Source organism: Ruegeria sp. HKCCSP346, assembly GCF_017872595.1.
Lineage (GTDB): Bacteria > Pseudomonadota > Alphaproteobacteria > Rhodobacterales > Rhodobacteraceae > Ruegeria.
In genome coordinates this window covers 1,640,163-1,658,844 of the sequence record NZ_JAEDOT010000001.1, presented here as the reverse complement: position 1 = coordinate 1,658,844, position 18,682 = coordinate 1,640,163, and the positions used below count along the sequence as shown (strand labels likewise).

17 protein-coding genes are annotated in these 18,682 nt (G+C 59.3%); 12 read left to right on the top strand and 5 right to left on the bottom strand.

The genetic code is table 11. The annotated features are described in order from the left end of the window. Positions 1 to 33 precede the first annotated feature (33 nt). A complete protein-coding gene (gene rpsD / locus I9185_RS08330) occupies positions 34 to 654 on the top strand; it encodes a 30S ribosomal protein S4 (protein ID WP_152459028.1) in 621 nt (206 codons plus the stop codon). Positions 655 to 783: 129 nt separating this feature from the next. Here rpsD and I9185_RS08325 read toward each other — a convergent pair whose 3' ends face one another. Further along, the gene (locus I9185_RS08325) at positions 784 to 1,245 is read right to left on the bottom strand and encodes an Lrp/AsnC family transcriptional regulator (protein ID WP_171634539.1); all 462 of its coding nucleotides are present in this window, start codon (positions 1,243 to 1,245) and stop codon (positions 784 to 786) included. 102 nt (positions 1,246 to 1,347) lie between these two features. On the opposite strand from I9185_RS08325, the gene I9185_RS08320 reads away from it, so the two are divergent. The 4 genes from I9185_RS08320 (at position 1,348) to I9185_RS08305 (ending at position 5,660) form a co-directional block, all read left to right on the top strand. After that, entirely contained in the window at positions 1,348 to 2,763 is a 1,416-nt protein-coding gene (locus tag I9185_RS08320; protein WP_210092754.1) for an aminotransferase class V-fold PLP-dependent enzyme, read from the top strand. Between the two features lie 64 nt (positions 2,764 to 2,827). Beyond that, entirely contained in the window at positions 2,828 to 3,913 is a 1,086-nt protein-coding gene (gene hisC / locus I9185_RS08315) for a histidinol-phosphate transaminase (protein ID WP_210092753.1), read from the top strand. Further along, positions 3,910 to 4,830 (top strand): prephenate/arogenate dehydrogenase family protein, encoded by a 921-nt coding sequence (locus I9185_RS08310; protein ID WP_171634530.1) that lies wholly within the window; start codon positions 3,910 to 3,912, stop codon positions 4,828 to 4,830. Before hisC ends, I9185_RS08310 begins: the two co-directional genes overlap by 4 nt. Next, positions 4,827 to 5,660 carry an extensin family protein gene (locus tag I9185_RS08305; protein WP_171634528.1) on the top strand — a complete coding sequence of 278 codons (834 nt, stop codon included), beginning with the start codon at positions 4,827 to 4,829 and terminating at the stop codon, positions 5,658 to 5,660. The genes I9185_RS08310 and I9185_RS08305 overlap by 4 nt, the downstream gene beginning before the upstream one ends. On the opposite strand, the gene I9185_RS08300 is transcribed toward I9185_RS08305, so the two are convergent. Beyond that, on the bottom strand, positions 5,657 to 6,655 hold the full coding sequence (locus I9185_RS08300; RefSeq protein WP_210092752.1) for a DUF2125 domain-containing protein: 999 nt from the start codon (positions 6,653 to 6,655) through the stop codon (positions 5,657 to 5,659). The two genes, I9185_RS08305 and I9185_RS08300, sit on opposite strands and share 4 nt — an antisense overlap. A gap of 66 nt (positions 6,656 to 6,721) precedes the next feature. On the opposite strand from I9185_RS08300, the gene I9185_RS08295 reads away from it, so the two are divergent. From I9185_RS08295 to I9185_RS08285, 3 genes are all read left to right on the top strand, one after another. Then, the gene (locus tag I9185_RS08295) at positions 6,722 to 7,252 is read left to right on the top strand and encodes a gamma-glutamylcyclotransferase (RefSeq protein WP_152459021.1); all 531 of its coding nucleotides are present in this window, start codon (positions 6,722 to 6,724) and stop codon (positions 7,250 to 7,252) included. Between the two features lie 69 nt (positions 7,253 to 7,321). Then, complete coding sequence (locus I9185_RS08290; RefSeq protein WP_152459020.1) at positions 7,322 to 8,500, top strand: biopolymer transporter ExbB; 1,179 nt, start codon at positions 7,322 to 7,324, stop codon at positions 8,498 to 8,500. A 3-nt stretch (positions 8,501 to 8,503) separates the two neighbouring features. Further along, the gene (locus tag I9185_RS08285) at positions 8,504 to 10,246 is read left to right on the top strand and encodes a peptidoglycan -binding protein (protein WP_210092751.1); all 1,743 of its coding nucleotides are present in this window, start codon (positions 8,504 to 8,506) and stop codon (positions 10,244 to 10,246) included. Between the two features lie 48 nt (positions 10,247 to 10,294). On the opposite strand, the gene I9185_RS20375 is transcribed toward I9185_RS08285, so the two are convergent. The 3 genes from I9185_RS20375 to gloB all read right to left on the bottom strand — a co-directional run bounded on the left by I9185_RS20375 (position 10,295) and on the right by gloB (position 14,587). Further along, a complete protein-coding gene (locus I9185_RS20375; RefSeq protein ID WP_210092750.1) occupies positions 10,295 to 11,182 on the bottom strand; it encodes a YHYH protein in 888 nt (295 codons plus the stop codon). 138 nt (positions 11,183 to 11,320) lie between these two features. After that, on the bottom strand, positions 11,321 to 13,645 hold the full coding sequence (gene clpA, locus I9185_RS08275) for an ATP-dependent Clp protease ATP-binding subunit ClpA (RefSeq protein WP_171168952.1): 2,325 nt from the start codon (positions 13,643 to 13,645) through the stop codon (positions 11,321 to 11,323). Between the two features lie 174 nt (positions 13,646 to 13,819). After that, positions 13,820 to 14,587 (bottom strand): hydroxyacylglutathione hydrolase, encoded by a 768-nt coding sequence (gene gloB, locus I9185_RS08270; RefSeq protein WP_210092749.1) that lies wholly within the window; start codon positions 14,585 to 14,587, stop codon positions 13,820 to 13,822. A 61-nt stretch (positions 14,588 to 14,648) separates the two neighbouring features. On the opposite strand from gloB, the gene I9185_RS08265 reads away from it, so the two are divergent. The 4 genes from I9185_RS08265 to I9185_RS08250 all read left to right on the top strand — a co-directional run bounded on the left by I9185_RS08265 (position 14,649) and on the right by I9185_RS08250 (position 18,677). Then, positions 14,649 to 15,383 (top strand): class I SAM-dependent methyltransferase, encoded by a 735-nt coding sequence (locus tag I9185_RS08265; RefSeq protein WP_171634510.1) that lies wholly within the window; start codon positions 14,649 to 14,651, stop codon positions 15,381 to 15,383. A gap of 300 nt (positions 15,384 to 15,683) precedes the next feature. Beyond that, positions 15,684 to 16,244 carry a F0F1 ATP synthase subunit delta gene (locus I9185_RS08260; RefSeq protein WP_171722736.1) on the top strand — a complete coding sequence of 187 codons (561 nt, stop codon included), beginning with the start codon at positions 15,684 to 15,686 and terminating at the stop codon, positions 16,242 to 16,244. After that, positions 16,245 to 17,783 (top strand): F0F1 ATP synthase subunit alpha, encoded by a 1,539-nt coding sequence (gene atpA, locus I9185_RS08255; RefSeq protein WP_152459013.1) that lies wholly within the window; start codon positions 16,245 to 16,247, stop codon positions 17,781 to 17,783. A 15-nt stretch (positions 17,784 to 17,798) separates the two neighbouring features. Further along, positions 17,799 to 18,677 (top strand): F0F1 ATP synthase subunit gamma, encoded by an 879-nt coding sequence (locus tag I9185_RS08250; RefSeq protein ID WP_171634503.1) that lies wholly within the window; start codon positions 17,799 to 17,801, stop codon positions 18,675 to 18,677. Positions 18,678 to 18,682: the final 5 nt, after the last annotated feature.

Here is an 18,682-nt window from a genome sequence, read left to right as displayed (position 1 = left end):
ACGCCCTTCATAGTGTAACGAAGGAGATCAGCCGTGACCAAACGCACGTCTGCCAAGTACAAAATCGACCGCCGGATGGGCGAAAACATCTGGGGTCGTCCGAAATCCCCGGTCAACCGTCGCGAATACGGCCCCGGCCAGCATGGCCAGCGCCGCAAGGGCAAACTGTCTGACTTCGGTCTGCAACTGCGCGCCAAGCAGAAGCTGAAAGGCTACTATGGCGACCTAACCGAGAAGCAGTTCCGCCGCATCTACGCTGAAGCCGAGCGTGTGAAGGGCGACACTGGTGAGAACCTGATCGGCCTGCTGGAGCGCCGCCTGGACGCTGTGGTCTACCGCGCCAAGTTTGTCGCAACTGTTTTTGCCGCGCGCCAGTTCGTGAACCACGGCCACGTCAAAGTGAACGGCAAGCGTGTCAACATCCCGTCCTACCGCGTCAAAGAAGGTGACGTGATCGAGGTGCGTGACAAATCCAAACAACTGGCTGTTGTCCTGGAAGCCGTCGCACTGGCCGAGCGTGACGTTCCTGACTACATCGACGCCGATCACTCGAAAATGACCGCGACGTTCGTGCGCGCGCCGGGCCTCAGCGATGTGCCTTACCCGGTCGTCATGGAACCGAACCTGGTCGTCGAATTCTACGCGAAGAACTGATCTTCGCCGAAATCGAATTCCGAAAGGCCGCGCTTTTGCGCGGTCTTTTTTTGGTTTGCCCATGGCGCAGCCGTCATCGCGACATTGCCTGCGACTCCTTAGGGTGTTTTTGGGCAAATGTAGTGCGTGTCAGATCGGCAGGGGCCTGCCTTCGGCGATCGCTTCCATCGCGAAATACGAGGTCACGCTGTCCAGCTCGACCTTTTCGATCAATCGTTGATAGACCTTGTCATATGATGACATGTCCTGCGTTACGACTTTCAGCTGATAGTCGTAATCCCCTCCGATCCGATGAAAATCCACGACTTCCGGGATTGTCAGAACATGGCTCCGAAACGCCTGAAGCCACTGGGCAGAGTGGTGTCGGGTGCGGAGCATGACGAAGACCACAAGGCTCAACCCCAGTTCTTCTCGTGCTATGCGGGCCGTGGATCCGATCAGCACACCGTTTTCGTTCAGGGCCTTCAAGCGCCGCCAGCAGGCATTTTGGGACAGGCCAACCCGATCCGCCAATTCCCGCTGTGACAGGGTGGCGTCCTTTTGCAGCTCTTTCAGTATGCGTGTATCAATTTGATCTATTTTTGATGCCATAATTGATCATATGACACAAAAATTCAAAAATCCACGCAAAGATATGTGAAGTTTCCTCGGGTCAGAAATATCACATTGGTATGGCAGTAAGGAGCCAATGCCATGACCCTGTCCAAATTCCGTGCGGAACTCTGTTCCACCGCTCACAATTCAAATCTGCGCGATGGGCTGATCGGCGAGAACGTTCTGATCCCGGGTCTGCTTGGAGACGTGCCGCTTGTCTATGCGGATTACGTCGCTTCGGGCCGCGCGTTGCGGCAGGTCGAGGATTTTGTGGCGCAGGACGTTTTGCCGTTTTACGCAAACAGTCACACCGAGGCCTCCTACTGTGGGTCCTACATGACACGTCTGCGCCGCGAAGCGCGGGCGGAAATAGCCCGCATTGTTGGTGCTCGGGAAGAGGACGCGGTGATCTTTACCGGGTCCGGCGCCACTGCGGGGCTCAATCGGTTGGTCAGCCTGCTAGGGGTGGCAGAGGCTGACCAGCCGATTGTCTTGATCGGCCCGTATGAACATCACTCAAACATTCTGCCGTGGCGCGAAAGCAAGGCACGTGTCATCGAAATCCCCGAGGCCGAGGGCGGTGGCGTGGACTTGCATGCACTGAAAGCCGCGCTGGAGGCCCATGTGGATGCCGATTTGGTGGTCGGATCGTTTTCTGCCGCGTCCAACGTAACGGGCATTGTTACCGATCCTGATCCGGTCACGCGGATGCTCAAGGCGTATGGTGCCTTGGCCGTTTGGGACTATGCCGGTGGTGGGCCTTATCTGCCGATGGACATGGGGTCCGAAGGGGCCCGCAAGGACGCGATCGTGGTTTCGCCGCACAAGTTTCCCGGTGGCCCGGGCGCATCAGGCGTTTTGGTGGTGAGCCAATCGGCCGTTAAACGGACGTGCCCCAGCTGGCCCGGCGGTGGAACCGTAAGTTTCGTTTCACCGTGGCGGCATGACTACAGCACCGATCTGTCCACCCGGGAAGAGGCCGGGACGCCCAACGTGATCGGAGACATTCGTGCGGCGCTGGCCTTCATCGTCAAGGATGTCGTCGGAACGGACGAAATCGCCCGGCGTGAAGCGCAGTACAATCAAATGGCGCTGGACGGCTGGAAGAACAACCCGAACCTGACCCTGCTTGGGGTCGAAAAAGCGCACCGTCTGCCGATCTTTTCCTTCCTGGTGAGCGACAATGCGGGCCAGCCCGTGCACCAGCAGCTGTTTACGCGGATGCTCAGCGATATCTACGGCATTCAGGCGCGGGGCGGCTGTGCCTGTGCCGGACCCTACGCCCACCGCTTGCTGGGGATCGATCAGGCAACGTCAGAGGCGCTGCACGCTGCCTTGTCCGCTGGGGAAGAAATGAAAAAACCCGGCTGGGTGCGCCTGAATTTCTCATATCTGATGAGCGAAGAGACGGTTCAGTTCATCATCGACAGCGTCAATGACCTGTCGCACCGGACCGAAGAATTCACGCCTTACTACAACGCTGACCCGGCAACAGCGCGCTTCAAGGCCGCATGAGGGAATTGCCGCTTTTCTCAACCCTTTGAGACAGGTATGAGAGGCCCATTCAACGGAGCCTCTCATGACCAAGATCACCCCACAACCCGGCATTATGGACATCGCGCTGTATCAGGGCGGTCAGTCGCATGTGGCGGGAGTGGAGCATGTGATCAAGCTGAGCTCGAACGAGAACCCGTTTGGACCCAGCCCCAAGGCCATAGAGGCGGTGCGCGACAGCGCGGCCACTCTGCATCGTTATCCCAGCACCGACCACGCGAGCCTGCGCGCGGCCATCGGCGCACGCCATGGGCTGGACCCGGCGCGGATCATCTGCGGTGTCGGCAGCGACGAGGTATTGCAATTCGTCGCCCAGGCCTACGCGGGGCCGGGGGACGAGGTGATCTATACCGAGCACGGGTTTTCCATGTACCCGATCATCGCCCGCATGGCCGGCGCGACGCCGGTCATGGTGGCCGAACGTGACCGCAAGGTGGATGTGGATGCCATTCTCGCCGCGGTGACGGGGCGGACGCGGATCGTGTTTGTCACAAACCCCGGCAATCCAACCTCGACCATGATCCCGAACGACGAACTGGAACGTCTGGCGCTGGGTCTGCCCGACACCTGCCTGATGGTTCTTGATGGCGCTTATGCGGAGTTTGTCGATGGGTTCGATGGCGGGGCGTCGCTGGTTGACGCCCATGAGAATGCAATCATGACGCGCACCTTCTCAAAAGTGTACGGGCTGGGCGGTATGCGTGTCGGATGGGGCTATGCGCACCGCCCGATCATCGACGTGCTGAACCGGGTGCGCCAGCCCTTCAACCTGTCAATGACCGCATTGGCGGCGGCTGAAGCTGCGGTAAACGATGTGGAATTCCTGACCTTCTGTCAGGCCGAAAACGCGCGCCTTCGTGTGTGGCTGGCCGATCAATTGGCCAAGACAGGCGTGCCGTCGGACCCGTCCTGCACCAACTTCATCCTAGCGCGTTTCGCCGATCAGGCCGAGGCCGAGGCCTGCGATGACTACCTGAAAACGCAGGGTTTGATTGTCCGCCGGGTTGCAGGCTACAACCTGCCGAACGCCTTGCGGATCACCGTGGGCGACGAAGAAGCCTGCCGCCGTGTGGTTGCGGCGATCACTGCATTCAAAGAGGGCGCAGCATGAGCCAGATTTACGACCGCGTTGCGCTGATCGGGCTGGGCCTGATTGCTTCGTCCATGTTCTGGGCGATGAAACGTGCAGGGCTGGCCGGGGAAGTGACGGGTTATGCCCGGTCTGAAAAGTCCCGTGAAACCGCGCGCAGGATCGGATTGTGTGACCGTGTTTGCGACACGGCACGCGAGGCGGTTGAAGGCGCCGATCTTGTCGTGCTCTGCGTGCCTGTGGGGGCTATGGGCGCAGTTGCAGAAGAAATTGCACCCGTGCTGAAACCCGGTGCCACCGTTACGGATGTGGGTTCGGTCAAGCGGGGCGTCATTCGGGCGGTACAGCCTCATATCCCCGACGGAGTGCATTTCGTTCCCGCGCATCCCTTGGCAGGGACCGAGCATTCCGGCCCTGAATCCGGGTTTGCCGAACTGTTTGACAATCGCTGGTGCCTGTTGGTCCCGGTCGAGGGTTCGGACCCGGATGCCATTGCCCGTCTGCGCGCGCTCTGGGAGGGCATGGGGTCGAATGTCGATGAGATGGATGCGGATCACCACGATCTGGTCCTCGCCGTAACGTCCCATGCGCCGCACCTGATTGCCTACACGATGGTTGGCGTGGCCGACGATCTGCGACGGGTAACCGACAGCGAAGTCATCAAATATTCGGCCGCCGGCTTCCGCGACTTCACCCGGATTGCCGCGTCCGACCCGATCATGTGGCGGGATGTGTTCCTGTCCAACAAGGATGCGACGCTGGAAATCCTGGGCCGGTTCACCGAAGAGCTTTTTGCCCTGCAACGCGCCATACGCACTGGCGACGGCGATCATTTGTTTGACTACTTCACCCGCACCCGTGCTATTCGTCGCGGCATCATCGATGCCGGGCAGGATACGGATGCGCCGGACTTTGGGCGGGGAAAGGCAAGTTCATGAGACTGCGCTGGGGGCATATTCTGATCGGGGTCGTGGCTTTGAGCGCCGCGCCGGTTCATGCCGCGCCCCTTGACCAGTCTTTGGTGCCCCTCATGCGCCCTTTGACTGTTCAGCAGGCTGTCAGCGCGCCTGCCCCTTCTGACATTGCCAACCTGCGTCCGGTTTCGCGTCCGGTTTCGCCGCAAGTCACGGCTGCGGCGGCGCGCCCGTCGGAGCTGCCACTTCTGGGGCCGGACACATCCTTGATGCCTTATTTGCGACCCGAGTCTGTCGAGCAGCAGGTGTTGTTCAAAAGGCGCAAGCTGCGCAAAGGGTCTGTTTGCGGGGATATTGCCATTCAAGGCAAACCTGTTGGCCGTGTGGGCAGCAAGAATTCAGCCTGTGGTGTCAAGGATGCGGTGCAGATCACCTCGGTTTCGGGTGTGATGCTCAGCCGCCCCTCGACGATGGATTGCGGCACCGCCATTGCGTTGAACAAGTGGGTCGACAAGACCGTCAAACCCACCTTCAAACGCCGCGGGCCCGTGGTCGAGCTGCAAATCGCCGCCCATTATGCCTGCCGAACCCGCAACAACCGCAAAGGTGCGCGGATATCCGAACATGGCAAGGGTCGTGCGATCGATATCTCAGGTTTCAAAATGGCTGACGGTGAGGTGGTGACCGTCCTGAACGGGTGGCGCAAGAACCCGTCTCAGAAACAGCTCAAGAAGATCTGGCGCGGGGCGTGCGGCCCGTTTGGTACCGTGCTGGGGCCGAATTCCGATCGCTATCACAAGGATCATTTCCACCTTGATACGGCCCGCTATCGCAGCGGACCTTACTGCCGTTAACGCAGGATCAGGCGCGGGGCAGGGCCCAAAGGCAATGGCCCGAGCGCCACGAAACCATCGCGGAAATTCAGTTGCAGATCCAGCGCGTTGGGGTTTCCGCCCAGCCCTGCCAGAAAGTTCAGCCCTCGGGTGACGGGATCAACGGCCTGATCGGGCAGGGCACCCGCCGCGTTTGCCATTGCGATCATATCCCGCCAGTTTTCGGCTTTGACGGCAATCTCTCCGGTCGGGATACCTTGGGCGTCCACATCCAAATCGCCGGTCGCGAACAGGCGCAGCTCACCCCATTTGATCTCGGCCAGACGCAGATCGATGGCCACGGGCTGCGGACGGCTGTCTTCGAGGGCGGACCGGCTCCAAACCTTGTCGAAAGTGGTGACCATATCCAGTTCCAGCGTCTCAAAGCTCTGCGGTAACGAACTTGCGGAATGCATCAGGGCCCGCAGTTTTTCCCCCGGTGTAAACCCATCCGCGCGGGCCGTGATGGAATAGGCTTCTGAAATTGGCGTTTGTTCCATGATCAGGCTCAGCGTGTCGCCCGAGGCCAGCGTGGTGGAGTTTTCCGTCACCGACCAGGCCTCGGCCGTCAAAGCCATTTTCTCCAGCACGAGTGAGACGCCGGGCTGCAATTGCAGCTCGGCCAGCAATTCGTCGGCCACGATTGTTGATGTCTGGTCGAAATATGACAGGCGTTGCGGTGTGTCCGCGAACCGCAATATCTGACGGCCGGGCCAGATGGCGGGGCTTTTGAATTCGATCCAATCCGCGCTCCATGCCGTGCCGTTCACCGGATCCGCCAGCGCCGGATTGTTCAGACGGGTCATGTGGTGGGTCGGATAGCCCGCTGTCGCGACATTCGAGAAATCCGCTTGCCAGCCGCGCGCCTCCTGCTGTTCGAACCAGCCAGTGATCGCAGAGCGCAGGCCATACCCGGCCACGAACCAATAGGCGCTCCATGCCAGGGAAACAAAAATCAACACTCGTATTATACGCATTCGAAAGGCCCTTTTTCCCGCCTTGGAATTGATGTTTATAGGCCGAAACAGGCGAGGACCAGTGCAATGACGATGTGGGTATTCGGATATGGATCGCTGCTGTGGAATCCGGGCTTTCCGGTGGCACGCAGTGAACGCGCGACACTTCATGGTTATTCCCGCTCCTTCTGCATGAGCTCGATCCACCACCGCGGGACCGAAGAAAAACCGGGCCTGGTGCTGGCACTGGACGAACAGGAGAACGCAAGTTGCACCGGTTTGGCCCTTGCGGTCGAGGCGGGTCACGAAGACCGTACGCTGCACGAGCTGCGCGAGCGCGAGCTGATTTCCTCGGCCTATGTTGAACGTATGCTGGATGTGCACCTGGAAAACGGCGAAATCGTCAATGCCGTTACCTATGTGATCGATGCCGACCACGTCCAGTATTGCGGCGGGATGCCGTTGGAGGAACAGGCCCGGATCATCGCTCATGCGGTTGGCGGGCGCGGTCCGAATGATGAATATCTTTACAACACCGTAGAACATCTGGCCGAGATCGGGCTGCGTGACCATGATCTTGAGTGGTTGGCGCAACGGGTGCGCGACATTACCGCATAAACTCTTGGCGTCACGCGCGGAATCCCGCTAGATTCGACGCAAAGCAGGCAAATACCGGGAACCACGCGCATGGCGCAGGCACATCAGGGCGCGAGACCCCATTTCTCGCATCCCATTCGACAAATTCTGTTGATGTTGATGGCGATCGGCTTGTCCGGGCTGGGCGTGTTTCTGGCACTGCCTTACGTATTGCCGGTTTTCTATGCCAATCCGTATCTGAATGGTTTCATTCTGATCGTATTTCTTATCGGCGTCCTCGCTTGTTTTTATCAGGTCACGCAACTGATCGGGTCCGTGCGCTGGATCGAGGCCTTTGTCGGGGGCGTCGTTCGCGAAGATGCGCGTACACCGCAATTGCTGGCGCCTTTGGCTTCGCTGCTGCGGGAGAGAGGCGCGCGCTCACAGATCAGTTCCACCTCAACCCGGTCCATTCTGGACTCCGTGGCCGAGCGTGTCGAAGAAGAACGGGAAATCACGCGTTATATAACCAATGTTCTGATCTATTTGGGTCTGCTGGGTACGTTCTTTGGCCTGGCGACAACCGTTCCAGCCATTGTCGACACCATCCGCAGCCTGAACCCGCAAGAAGGCGAAGAGGGGCTGGCCGTCTTCAATCGCCTGATGACCGGACTCGAGGCGCAGTTGCAGGGGATGGGCGTTGCGTTCGGGTCCTCTCTGCTGGGTTTGGCGGGATCGCTGATCGTTGGTCTGCTCGAAGTGTTTGCCGGGCACGGGCAGAACCGCTTTTATCGCGAGCTCGAAGAATGGCTGTCCTCGATCACCCGCGTCGGATTTGCCGGTGGTGAAGAGGGCGGGGCAGAGATCGCCGTACTGACACCTGTGCTGGATGCCATGTCCGAACAGATGGATGCGTTGCAGGATCTGTTTGCCGCTCAGGAAAGCGAGCGGGCTGAGGTTTCGGCCAAGCTGGGGCAACTGGTCGATGTGATTGCCGAGATGAACAATCGCCAGGCCAATACCGAAAGCGTCACTTCGGCTCTGGAGCGTGTTGCGCTGGGGCAGGATGCGTTGCTTGACCACATGCGCGAACACGGTGCAGGCGATGGCATCGATGCCGAAAGCCGGATGCGCCTGCGCTCGATGGACGTGCAGTTGCTGCGCATTCTCGAAGAGATTTCGGCGGGTCGTCAGGAAAGCATGAACGAATTCCGCAAGGATATCGAACTGCTGGTCAAGGCCCTGACCCTGCCGCGGGGCGCGGTGCGCACCACGCCGGAAGGAGAGTAACCCATGGCGCTGTCCCGCCGCACCGGTCAACGCTTCCAGGGCTCGGTCTGGCCCGGATTCGTGGACGCGATGACCGGGCTGCTGATGGTGCTGACATTCGTTTTGACCATCTTCATGGTGATTCAGTTCGTTCTGCGCGAAACCATTTCGGGTCAGGAAGACGAACTGACGACGCTGGCAGACGAGGTTGCTGCGCTTGCGGGCGCGCTGGGTTTGGAAGAGCGTGAAAACAGCCGCTTGCAGGCAAGGCTGGGTGCGTTGAACACGACGCTGTCGCAGGCCGAAGACGATCTGGCGCAAGCGCAGTCGCTGATCGCCTCTCTGACCACCGAACGCGACCGTCAGGCCGCCGCGTTGGATCAGGCGCAGACCCGTATCACGAATTTCGAAGCACAGGTTGCGGCGCTGCTTGCCGAGCAGGAACAGGCTTTGGGCGACATCGCAGCGCTTGAGACTGTGCGCGAGCAATTGCTGACGGAACAAGAGGCGCTGAACCTTGCCCTTGCACAAAGTCGCGCGGAAATCGATGCGAAGACGGAAGCTGCCCGATTGGCAGCCGCCCGCCGCGAGGCACTGGAAGCATTGGTTGCGGATCTGGAGCAAAGCGGCGATGAACGCGCGGCGGAAATCGCCACCCTTGAACAGCAACTGAGCGATGAAGAAGCCGCCCGCCTGGCCGAAGCCGCTGCTGCCGAGGCATTGCGAAACCGCCTTCAGGATGCGGATGCCGAGCTGACGGCCATGACGCTCGCGTTGGAGGCACAACGCAAAGAGGCCGAAGATACGCTGACCCTTCTGGCCGCCGCGCAAGCCGCGCGGGCCGAGCTTGAGCGACAATTCGGCGACGTGAATCCTGATGAATTGCGCGCCGAACTTGAAGCCGCCCTGGAGGCGCAAACGCAAGCGCAGGCGGATGCTGATGAACAACGCACCCTGGCCGAACAAAGGCAGGCTTTGCTGGCTCTGGCAGAATCGACATTGTCGGAAGAGAAAGAAATCTCAGCCGAGGCCCAGCGTGAGGCGGCTCTTCTCAACCAGCAGATTGCCGCGCTGCGCGGGCAGTTGGGGTCCTTGCAGGCCCTGCTGGACGATTTCGAAGAGCGCAACGAGGCCGCCGAGATCCAAATCCAGACTTTGGGTCAGGACCTGAATGCCGCGCTGGCCCGTGCCGCTTCGGAAGAACGCCGCCGCCGCCTGCTGGAAGAAGCCGAGCGCCTGCGTCTCGAGGCCGAGGCCGAAGCACTGGCCGGTCAAAATGAGGAACTGGCAGCGCAGGCGGAAGATCTGCAACGCTATCGTTCGGAATTTTTCGGACGTCTCCGGGATGTCCTTGGCGATCAGGAAGGTGTGCGGATTGAAGGTGACCGCTTTGTCTTTTCATCCGAGGTTTTGTTTCCGACAGGATCAGCCGTGCTGTCCGCGGAAGGGCAGCAGGAGGTTGCGAAAGTTGCGAACATCCTGCGCAGTGTCGCCGCTGAAATTCCGCCCGGTCTGAACTGGGTGATCCGGGTCGACGGCCATACCGACAACGTTCCGCTGGCCGGTTCGGGCCGATACCGGGACAACTGGGAACTCAGCCAGGGTCGCGCGTTGTCTGTTGTGCGCTATATGGTCGACGCGCTGGGCATCCCACCCAATCGTCTGGCGGCAAACGGGTTTGGTGAATTCCAGCCGGTCAATCCGGCTGACACGCCCGAGGCGCGGGCACAGAACCGCCGGATCGAGCTGAAACTCACGGAAAGATAGCAAACCTTGCCTCTTGCCTCGGTAATCTGCGTGATGGGGTCAAACCGATTACCGTCTGCCAAAGCGAAAGCTTTGATCCGGAGTGCCCATGAAGCAGCGGGGTACCACGGGGTAATCTTCGGTCAGAAAATACGCATAGGTTCCTGAAGGGTATTCTGCTGAAACGGTGAAGGCGCCGTTGCATTGGTCCAAATTGCCGTGACCCTGAACAAAAACGTAGTCCTCGTTGAAGGTGCCGTCATGCCGCCCGCCCGGCGCAGCGCCACCCGGCCGGTTGCCGGGTTTCAGACGATAGGACGACGTCATTTCGGTCACTTTGCCCCCTACGACGCCAGTGACGGCATATATCGGGAAACCATCTGCGGCATAGCCGATCAAGGGTGAATGCTCGGACGGTGACCATCCCAGCAGCTTGACCAACCCTGTCGGTACACCGTGATAGTGATACTTTCCATTCGGCTGTACATGGGCATAATTGGCGTCCAACCCCAAGGAAACAGCGCCACCCAAGGCATTGTAGGACCACCCGGACCTGGGGTCGCCATGCCAGAACTCGGCCGCCTGCGGGTCGAACACAACCCCGTTGAGTGACACGCCAAAGTTCCACCCCATTTGCAGCGGCGTGATTGCACCTTTGGTCGTTGGATTTGCAGGCAATTTCAACTTGACCTTCTGCTGTTCGATCTGGTGCGGATTGCCTTGGTTTGGAAACCGGCCAACCAGATGATCAGGAATGCCGTTGCCCGTCACTTTGATTTTTCCGCCTTTTTCTTTCACCGAGGCGCTGCTTTTCCCGGGGTTTTCGGTTGCTGGCACCAACCTCAGCGTTTCTGCGGTCGTTTCGTCGTGATAGCGAAACCTGTGCTGTGCAGTTGCCACAGCGGCAACGGTGGATAGGGCAAAGGCGGCGCCCCAGAGAATTGAAATTTTGCTCACGTGTCGATCCCTGTCTTGCGTTCATCATTGAAGATGACACGCGGCAGAAGTCTTTTTCCGTCGCACTTTATGCTGTCAGCAGAGAAAAAGCCCGGCGATGGGGATCGCCGGGCTTTGAAGGAGTTGTCTGTATTTTGGTCAGTCTGCCGTCAACAGAGGTGGTTTGTCTCCTGAAATGCGCCGTTGGTCCGGGCCAAGAATTTCAAGATCCAGTTCGCCCTTCTTGACCGAGACACGAACCACGCCGCCCTTGGCCAGCTTGCCGAACAACAGCTCTTCGGCCAGCGGCTTCTTAATGTGCTCCTGAATCACGCGACCCAGCGGGCGTGCACCCATCTTGTCGTCATATCCCTTGTCGGCCAGCCACTCGGCAGCTTTTGGGGTCAGGTCGATGGTCACGCCACGATCCAGCAGTTGTGCCTCAAGCTGTAGGACGAATTTCTCGACCACCTGCAAAATGACCTCTTTCGGCAGCGGTGCGAAGGAGATCACGGCATCCAGACGGTTGCGGAATTCCGGTGTGAACATGCGTTCGATCGCGGCCGTGTCTTCGCCTTCGCGCCGATCGCGACCGAAGCCGATGGCGGCCTTGGCCTGTTCCTGCGCGCCCGCATTCGAGGTCATGATCAGCACTACGTTGCGGAAATTCACCGTGCGACCGTTGTGATCGGTCAGCTCGCCATGGTCCATCACCTGCAGCAGGATGTTGAACACGTCCGGGTGGGCCTTTTCTATCTCATCCAGCAACAACACGCAGTGCGGATGCTGGTCAACACCGTCGGTCAGCAAACCACCCTGATCAAACCCGACATAGCCCGGAGGGGCACCGATCAGGCGGCTGACGGCATGTTTCTCCATGTATTCCGACATGTCGAAACGCAGCAGTTCCACACCCAGGGTATCTGCAAGCTGTTTCGCCACCTCGGTCTTGCCAACCCCCGTCGGACCGGCAAACAGATAGTTGCCGATGGGTTTTTCAGGTTCGCGCAGACCGGCGCGGGCCAGTTTGATCGCGCTGGACAGCGCCTCGATTGCCAGATCCTGACCAAACACCACCCGTTTCAGCGATGCTTCGAGGTCTTTCAGCACCAACGCATCATCCTTGGTGACGTTCTTGGGCGGAATGCGCGCGATCTTGGCGACAACCGCCTCGATCTCTTTGACGCCAATGGTCTTGCGCCGCTTGCTTTCCGCGACCAGATGCTGCGCCGCGCCGGCCTCGTCGATCACATCGATGGCCTTGTCGGGCAGCTTGCGGTCGTTGATGTAACGCGCCGACAGTTCGACCGCCGTCTTGATCGCATCGGCGGTGTATTTGATGTCATGATGCTCTTCGAAATAAGGCTTCAGCCCGCGCAAGATCTTTACGCTGTCTTCTACCGAAGGCTCGTTCACGTCGATCTTCTGGAACCGGCGGCTCAGCGCACGGTCCTTCTCGAAGTGCTGACGGAACTCTTTGTAGGTGGTCGAGCCCATGGTGCGCAGTTTGCCGCCCTGAAGCGCAGGCTTCAGCAGGTTCGAGGCATCCATAGCCCCACCCGAGGTCGCCCCGGCACCGATCACGGTATGGATTTCGTCGATGAACAACACCGCGTCCGGGTGATCCTCCAGTTCGGTCACAACCGCTTTCAGACGTTCTTCGAAATCACCGCGATAGCGAGTTCCGGCCAGCAGCGCGCCCATGTCCAAGGAATAGATCGTGGTATTGGCCAGCACATCGGGGGCCTCGCCACCGACGATCTTGTGCGCAAGGCCTTCTGCGATGGCGGTCTTGCCCACACCTGGATCCCCCACCAGCAGCGGGTTGTTCTTGCGGCGGCGGCACAGCACCTGGATGCAGCGTTCCACCTCATCCGAGCGTCCGATCAGCGGATCGACATCGCCAGCTCGAGCCTTGGCGTTCAGATCCACGCAGTATTTTCCCAGCGCGCTTTCTTTCTGTTCCGCTTCGCCGGATGTGGTCTGGGCGTCTTCTTCCACCTGATCCGCACCGGATACCGAGCGGCTTTCGCCATAGGCAGGATCCTTGGCGACGCCATGCGCGATGAAATTGACCGCGTCGTAACGGGTCATGTCCTGCTCTTGCAGGAAATAGGCGGCATTGCTTTCGCGTTCGGCGAATATGGCAACCAGAACGTTGGCGCCGGTCACTTCGGTCCGGCCCGAGCTTTGAACGTGGATCGCGGCGCGCTGAATGACGCGCTGGAACGCTGCGGTGGGTACGGCTTCGGATCCGTCGATATCCGTGACCAGATTCGAAAGATCCTCGTCGATGAACTCCACCAAAGTGCTGCGCAGCTCGTCCAGATCGACACTGCACGCTTTCATGACGCGCACGGCATCGGGTTCTTCCAGAAGGGCCAGCAGCAAATGCTCCAGCGTTGCGAATTCATGGCGCCGTTCATTCGCAGCCGCCAGGGCCGCGTGTATGGCTTGTTCCAGTGTGCTCGAGAATGAAGGCACGCGGGTGCTCCTCTGTCTTGGGTCAGAAGGGGGCGGTTTCTTGGCCGGAACCCCATCCCAACCATGTCCTCATACTATTAGAGTTTGGTTGATCGTGGCCCGGCTTCAAGGGTTTTCTTTCACTTGACAGTCACATTTGTTGTGACCGTGGCCCTGAAGAGGAGCAAATAGGCATCAGAACCGGTCTTTTCTAGCCCGAATTTCGGCAAAAACGGCCTCGGGGTCAGCGCCCACCATACCCAATTTCGCCTGAATCGCCGGATCGGCGGCCCTCAGGAACGGATTTGTGGCCTTTTCAAGGGCCAGAGTCGAAGGAACAGTGGCTTTCCCGGCCGCACGCGCGCGGTCGATATCCGCAATGCGATCTTTCAAGGCTTGGTTTTCGGGATCGACTGTAATCGCGAATTTGGCGTTGGATTGTGTGTATTCGTGCCCTGAACAGACCAAAGTGTCGTCCGGCAGGGCGGCCAGCTTGTTCAAAGAGGCCCACATTTGCGCGGGTGTGCCCTCGAACAGGCGCCCACAACCCAGCGCCATCAGGCTGTCGGCGGTGAACACCGCGGAACTCTTCGGCATGTAGAATGCGATATGGCCATCCGTGTGCCCGGAAACGTCCAGAACCTGAACCGGTTCGCCGCCGATCTCGAAACTGTCGCCTTCTTTGACCTGCTGATCCAGCGGCGGCAGGCGATTTGCGTCAGCGGCGGCCCCGATGACCTTTGCCGGCTGTTTGGCCAATATTCCCACCAGCCCGTCCACGTGATCCCAGTGATGATGGGTCAACAGCACATATGACAGCGTCCACCCCCGGTCATCCAACGCCTTCAGGACCGGTGCGGTCTCGGGCGCGTCGATCAGGGCGGTCTGGCCAGTGACGGCGTCATGCGCCAGAAAGGCGTAATTGTCGCTCAGGCACGGGATTGTAACGATTTCAAGAGGCATGGCCTTTTGCCCTTTCATTGCTAGACTGCGCCCAGCTAAGCCGATTGACCGGATGTCCGCAATGCATCTTGATGTACAGGATCTGAGGAACTTCTATTACCGCAGCACGTTGGGGCGTGCGGCGCAGGCGGCTATTCGCGGGCGTCTGATCGAGCTTTGGCCCGAAGCAAAAGGCCAGACAGTGGCGGGATTCGGTTTCGCGGTGCCTTTGCTGCGCCCTTACCTGTCGGATGCGCGCCGGGTCATCGGGTTGATGCCGGGACCACAGGGCGTGATGCCATGGCCGGCAGGCATGCCCAACGTTTCGGTCCTGACCGAAGAAACCCTCTGGCCGATAGAGACCGGCCACGTGGACAAGCTTGTGGTGATGCATGGGCTGGAAACGTCGGAACGGCCAAACCAGTTGCTTGACGAATGTTGGCGCGTGCTGGGCCCCGGTGGCCGGGCCGTCTTCATCGTTCCAAACCGGGCGGGTCTGTGGTCACGGTCGGACAAAACCCCGTTCGGGTTCGGGCGCCCGTACTCTGCAACTCAGCTGGAAAACCAGCTTAAGGCGCATCACTTCCTGCCCGAGGTGCATTGCTCGGCCTTGTATATGCCTCCGTCGTTCCGGCGATTCTGGTTGAAATCCGGCAACCTGATCGAAAAGACCGGCCAGCGGATTCCGACGGTGATGGCGGGTGGGGTGCTGATGGTGGAAGTCAGCAAACATATCCGCCCGCCAAGCGGCAGCGTGACCAAAGACGCGGTCAAAAGACCGATCAAAGCGCTGGACGGCTTGCTGAAGCCCGCCTGAGACCCCGGGCAATTCCATGCGAAAAATTGAGGAAAAAAAGTCACAGGAATCGCAAAAACCTGCATATTCGTAACATTTTTCAACAGGGCCAATGTGTTCAAACCGTCGCACTTGCCGTAAGTTAATGAAAAATAACAATTTGTGGATAAATCCGTTACCGCTATAGCGTATTGCTTGGTTGGTTCGGCTCTGCTACATCCCCGGTGATTTTGATCCCCGACCGTCTGGCCGGGGTTTCTTCACGCCCCCGGGGTAGCTGCCGCACGCGAATTCGGGGCCCAAAATATCGGAAGGGTGGACGTGTCCGAACCAGCTTCGATTTCCACTGGCATCGCCGAGCGCTATGCCACCGCGGTCTTCGAGATCGCAAAAGAGAACAACGACCTTGCAGGTCTGGAATCCGGCATCAATGATCTGGCAGCCGCGCTGGACGACAGTGCAGAGCTGCGCGACCTGATCGCATCGCCGCTGGTTTCCCGCGCTGAACAGGAAGGCGCGATCACAGCGATCGCAGACAAGATGGGTCTGAACGCCATCCTGCGCAACACGCTGGGTCTGATGGCGCAGAAGCGTCGCCTGTTCGTCGTGCCGCAACTGCTGAAGGTTCTGCGCGACATGCTGGCTGATGAGCGTGGCGAAGTGACCGCGGATGTCGCCTCGGCCAAGGCGCTGACCAAGACGCAAATGGAAAAACTGTCCAAGACGCTGTCCGAGCGCGTGGGCAAGACCGTAACTATCAATGCGACCGTGGATGAAAGCCTCATCGGCGGTCTTGTCGTTAAAGTGGGCTCGAAAATGATCGACAGTTCGATCCGTTCGAAGCTGAACTCCCTACAGAATGCAATGAAAGAGGTCGGATAAATGGGAATCCAAGCTGCAGAGATTTCTGCAATCCTGAAGGACCAGATCAAGAATTTTGGTCAGGAAGCCGAAGTGGCCGAGATCGGTCGCGTGCTGAGCGTCGGTGACGGGATTGCCCGTGTATACGGTCTGGACAATGTGCAAGCCGGTGAGATGGTCGAATTCCCCGGCGGCATCATGGGCATGGCGCTGAACCTGGAAAGCGACAATGTCGGTGTCGTTATCTTCGGTTCCGACCGTGACATCAAAGAAGGTGACACCGTCAAGCGTACCAACTCGATCGTGGACGTTCCGATCGGTGACGAGCTGCTGGGCCGCGTTGTGGACGGTCTGGGCAACCCGCTGGACGGCAAAGGCCCGATCAACGCAACCAAGCGTGGCGTTGCAGACGTAAAAGCGCCCGGCATCATCCCGCGTAAATCGGTTCACGAGCCGATGGCAACCGGCCTGAAATCGGTTGACGCGATGATCCCGATCGGCCGTGGCCAGCGTGAGCTGATCATTGGTGACCGTCAGACCGGCAAAACCGCCGTTGCTCTGGACGCCATCCTGAACCAGAAAACCTACAACGACGCAGCAGGCGACGACGAGTCGAAGAAACTGTACTGCGTTTACGTAGCGATCGGTCAAAAGCGTTCGACCGTTGCGCAGCTGGTGAAGAAACTGGAAGAGTCCGGTGCGATTGAATACTCGATCGTTGTGGCCGCAACCGCTTCGGACCCGGCACCGATGCAGTTCCTGGCACCCTACGCCGCAACTGCGATGGCTGAATACTTCCGCGACAACGGCCGCCATGCGCTGATCATCTATGATGACCTGTCGAAACAGGCTGTGTCTTATCGTCAGATGTCGCTGCTGCTGCGTCGTCCGCCCGGACGTGAAGCCTATCCTGGCGACGTTTTCTACCTCCACTCCCGTCTGCTGGAACGTTCGGCGAAGCTGAACGAAGACTTCGGCGCGGGTTCGCTGACCGCTCTGCCGGTTATCGAAACTCAGGGTGGTGACGTTTCGGCGTTTATTCCAACCAACGTGATCTCGATCACCGACGGCCAGATCTTCCTGGAAACCGAACTGTTCTATCAGGGCATCCGTCCTGCCGTGAACACCGGTCTGTCGGTTTCGCGTGTGGGCTCTTCGGCCCAGACCAACTCGATGAAGTCGGTTGCGGGTCCGGTTAAACTGGAACTGGCTCAGTACCGCGAAATGGCGGCCTTTGCGCAGTTCGGTTCAGACCTCGACGCCGCAACCCAGCAGCTGCTGAACCGTGGTGCGCGTCTGACCGAGCTGATGAAACAGCCGCAGTACTCGCCGCTGACCAACGCTGAAATCGTCTGCGTCATCTTCGCAGGTACCAATGGTTACCTCGACAAGATCGATGTGTCCGACGTTGGCCGTTACGAAGCTGGCCTGCTGGCGCACCTGCGTGGCAAGCACGCGGATCTGCTTCAGTGGATCACGGACGAAGACCCCAAGATCAAGGGTGACGCTTCCGACAAGATCAAGGCTGCGCTGGACGAATACGCCGCAACCTTCGCTTAAGGGAGAGGCGGGCATATGCCAAATCTTAAGGACCTTAAAAACAGGATCGAGTCGGTCAAATCGACCCGCAAGATCACCAAGGCCATGCAGATGGTCGCGGCTGCAAAACTGCGCCGTGCCCAGGAATCTGCCGAAGCCTCGCGCCCCTATGCCGAACGGTTTAATGCCGTGATGGCAGGGCTGGCGGCTTCGGTCGGGGGCAGCGACAGCGCCCCCAAGCTGCTCCGTGGTACGGGCAGTGACGATGTCCATCTGCTGGTTGTCATGACAGCTGAACGCGGCCTCTGCGGCGGCTTCAACTCGAACATAGCCAAGCTGGCCCGCCAAAAGGCGGAAGAGCTGCGCCTGAAAGGCAAGACGGTCAAGGTTCTGACTGTCGGCAAGAAGGGCCGCGACGCGCTGAAGCGTGATTTTGGCGATCTGTTCGTTGGACATATCGACCTGAGCGAGGTCAAGCGCATTGGGTACAACAACGCGCAAGACATCGCCAAGGACGTCCTGTCTCGCTTTGACGCGGGTGAGTTCGACGTTGCCACGATCTTCTACTCGAAGTTCGTCAACGTCGTGACCCAGATCCCGACGGCGCAGCAGGTCATCCCCGCCTCGTTCGAGGGCGAAGCGGCGGGTGACGACAGCGGTGCCATCTTCGATTACGAGCCCAGCGAAGAAGCCATTCTGGCCGACCTGCTGCCCAAGGGGGTTGCGACTGCGATCTTCTCGGCTCTGCTCGAAAACGGAGCGTCTGAACAGGGTGCACGGATGTCCGCGATGGACAACGCGACACGCAACGCGGGTGAGATGATCGACAAGCTGACGATCCAGTTCAACCGCTCGCGTCAGGCCGTGATCACCAACGAGCTGATTGAAATTATTTCCGGCGCCGAAGCGCTGTAAGAAAA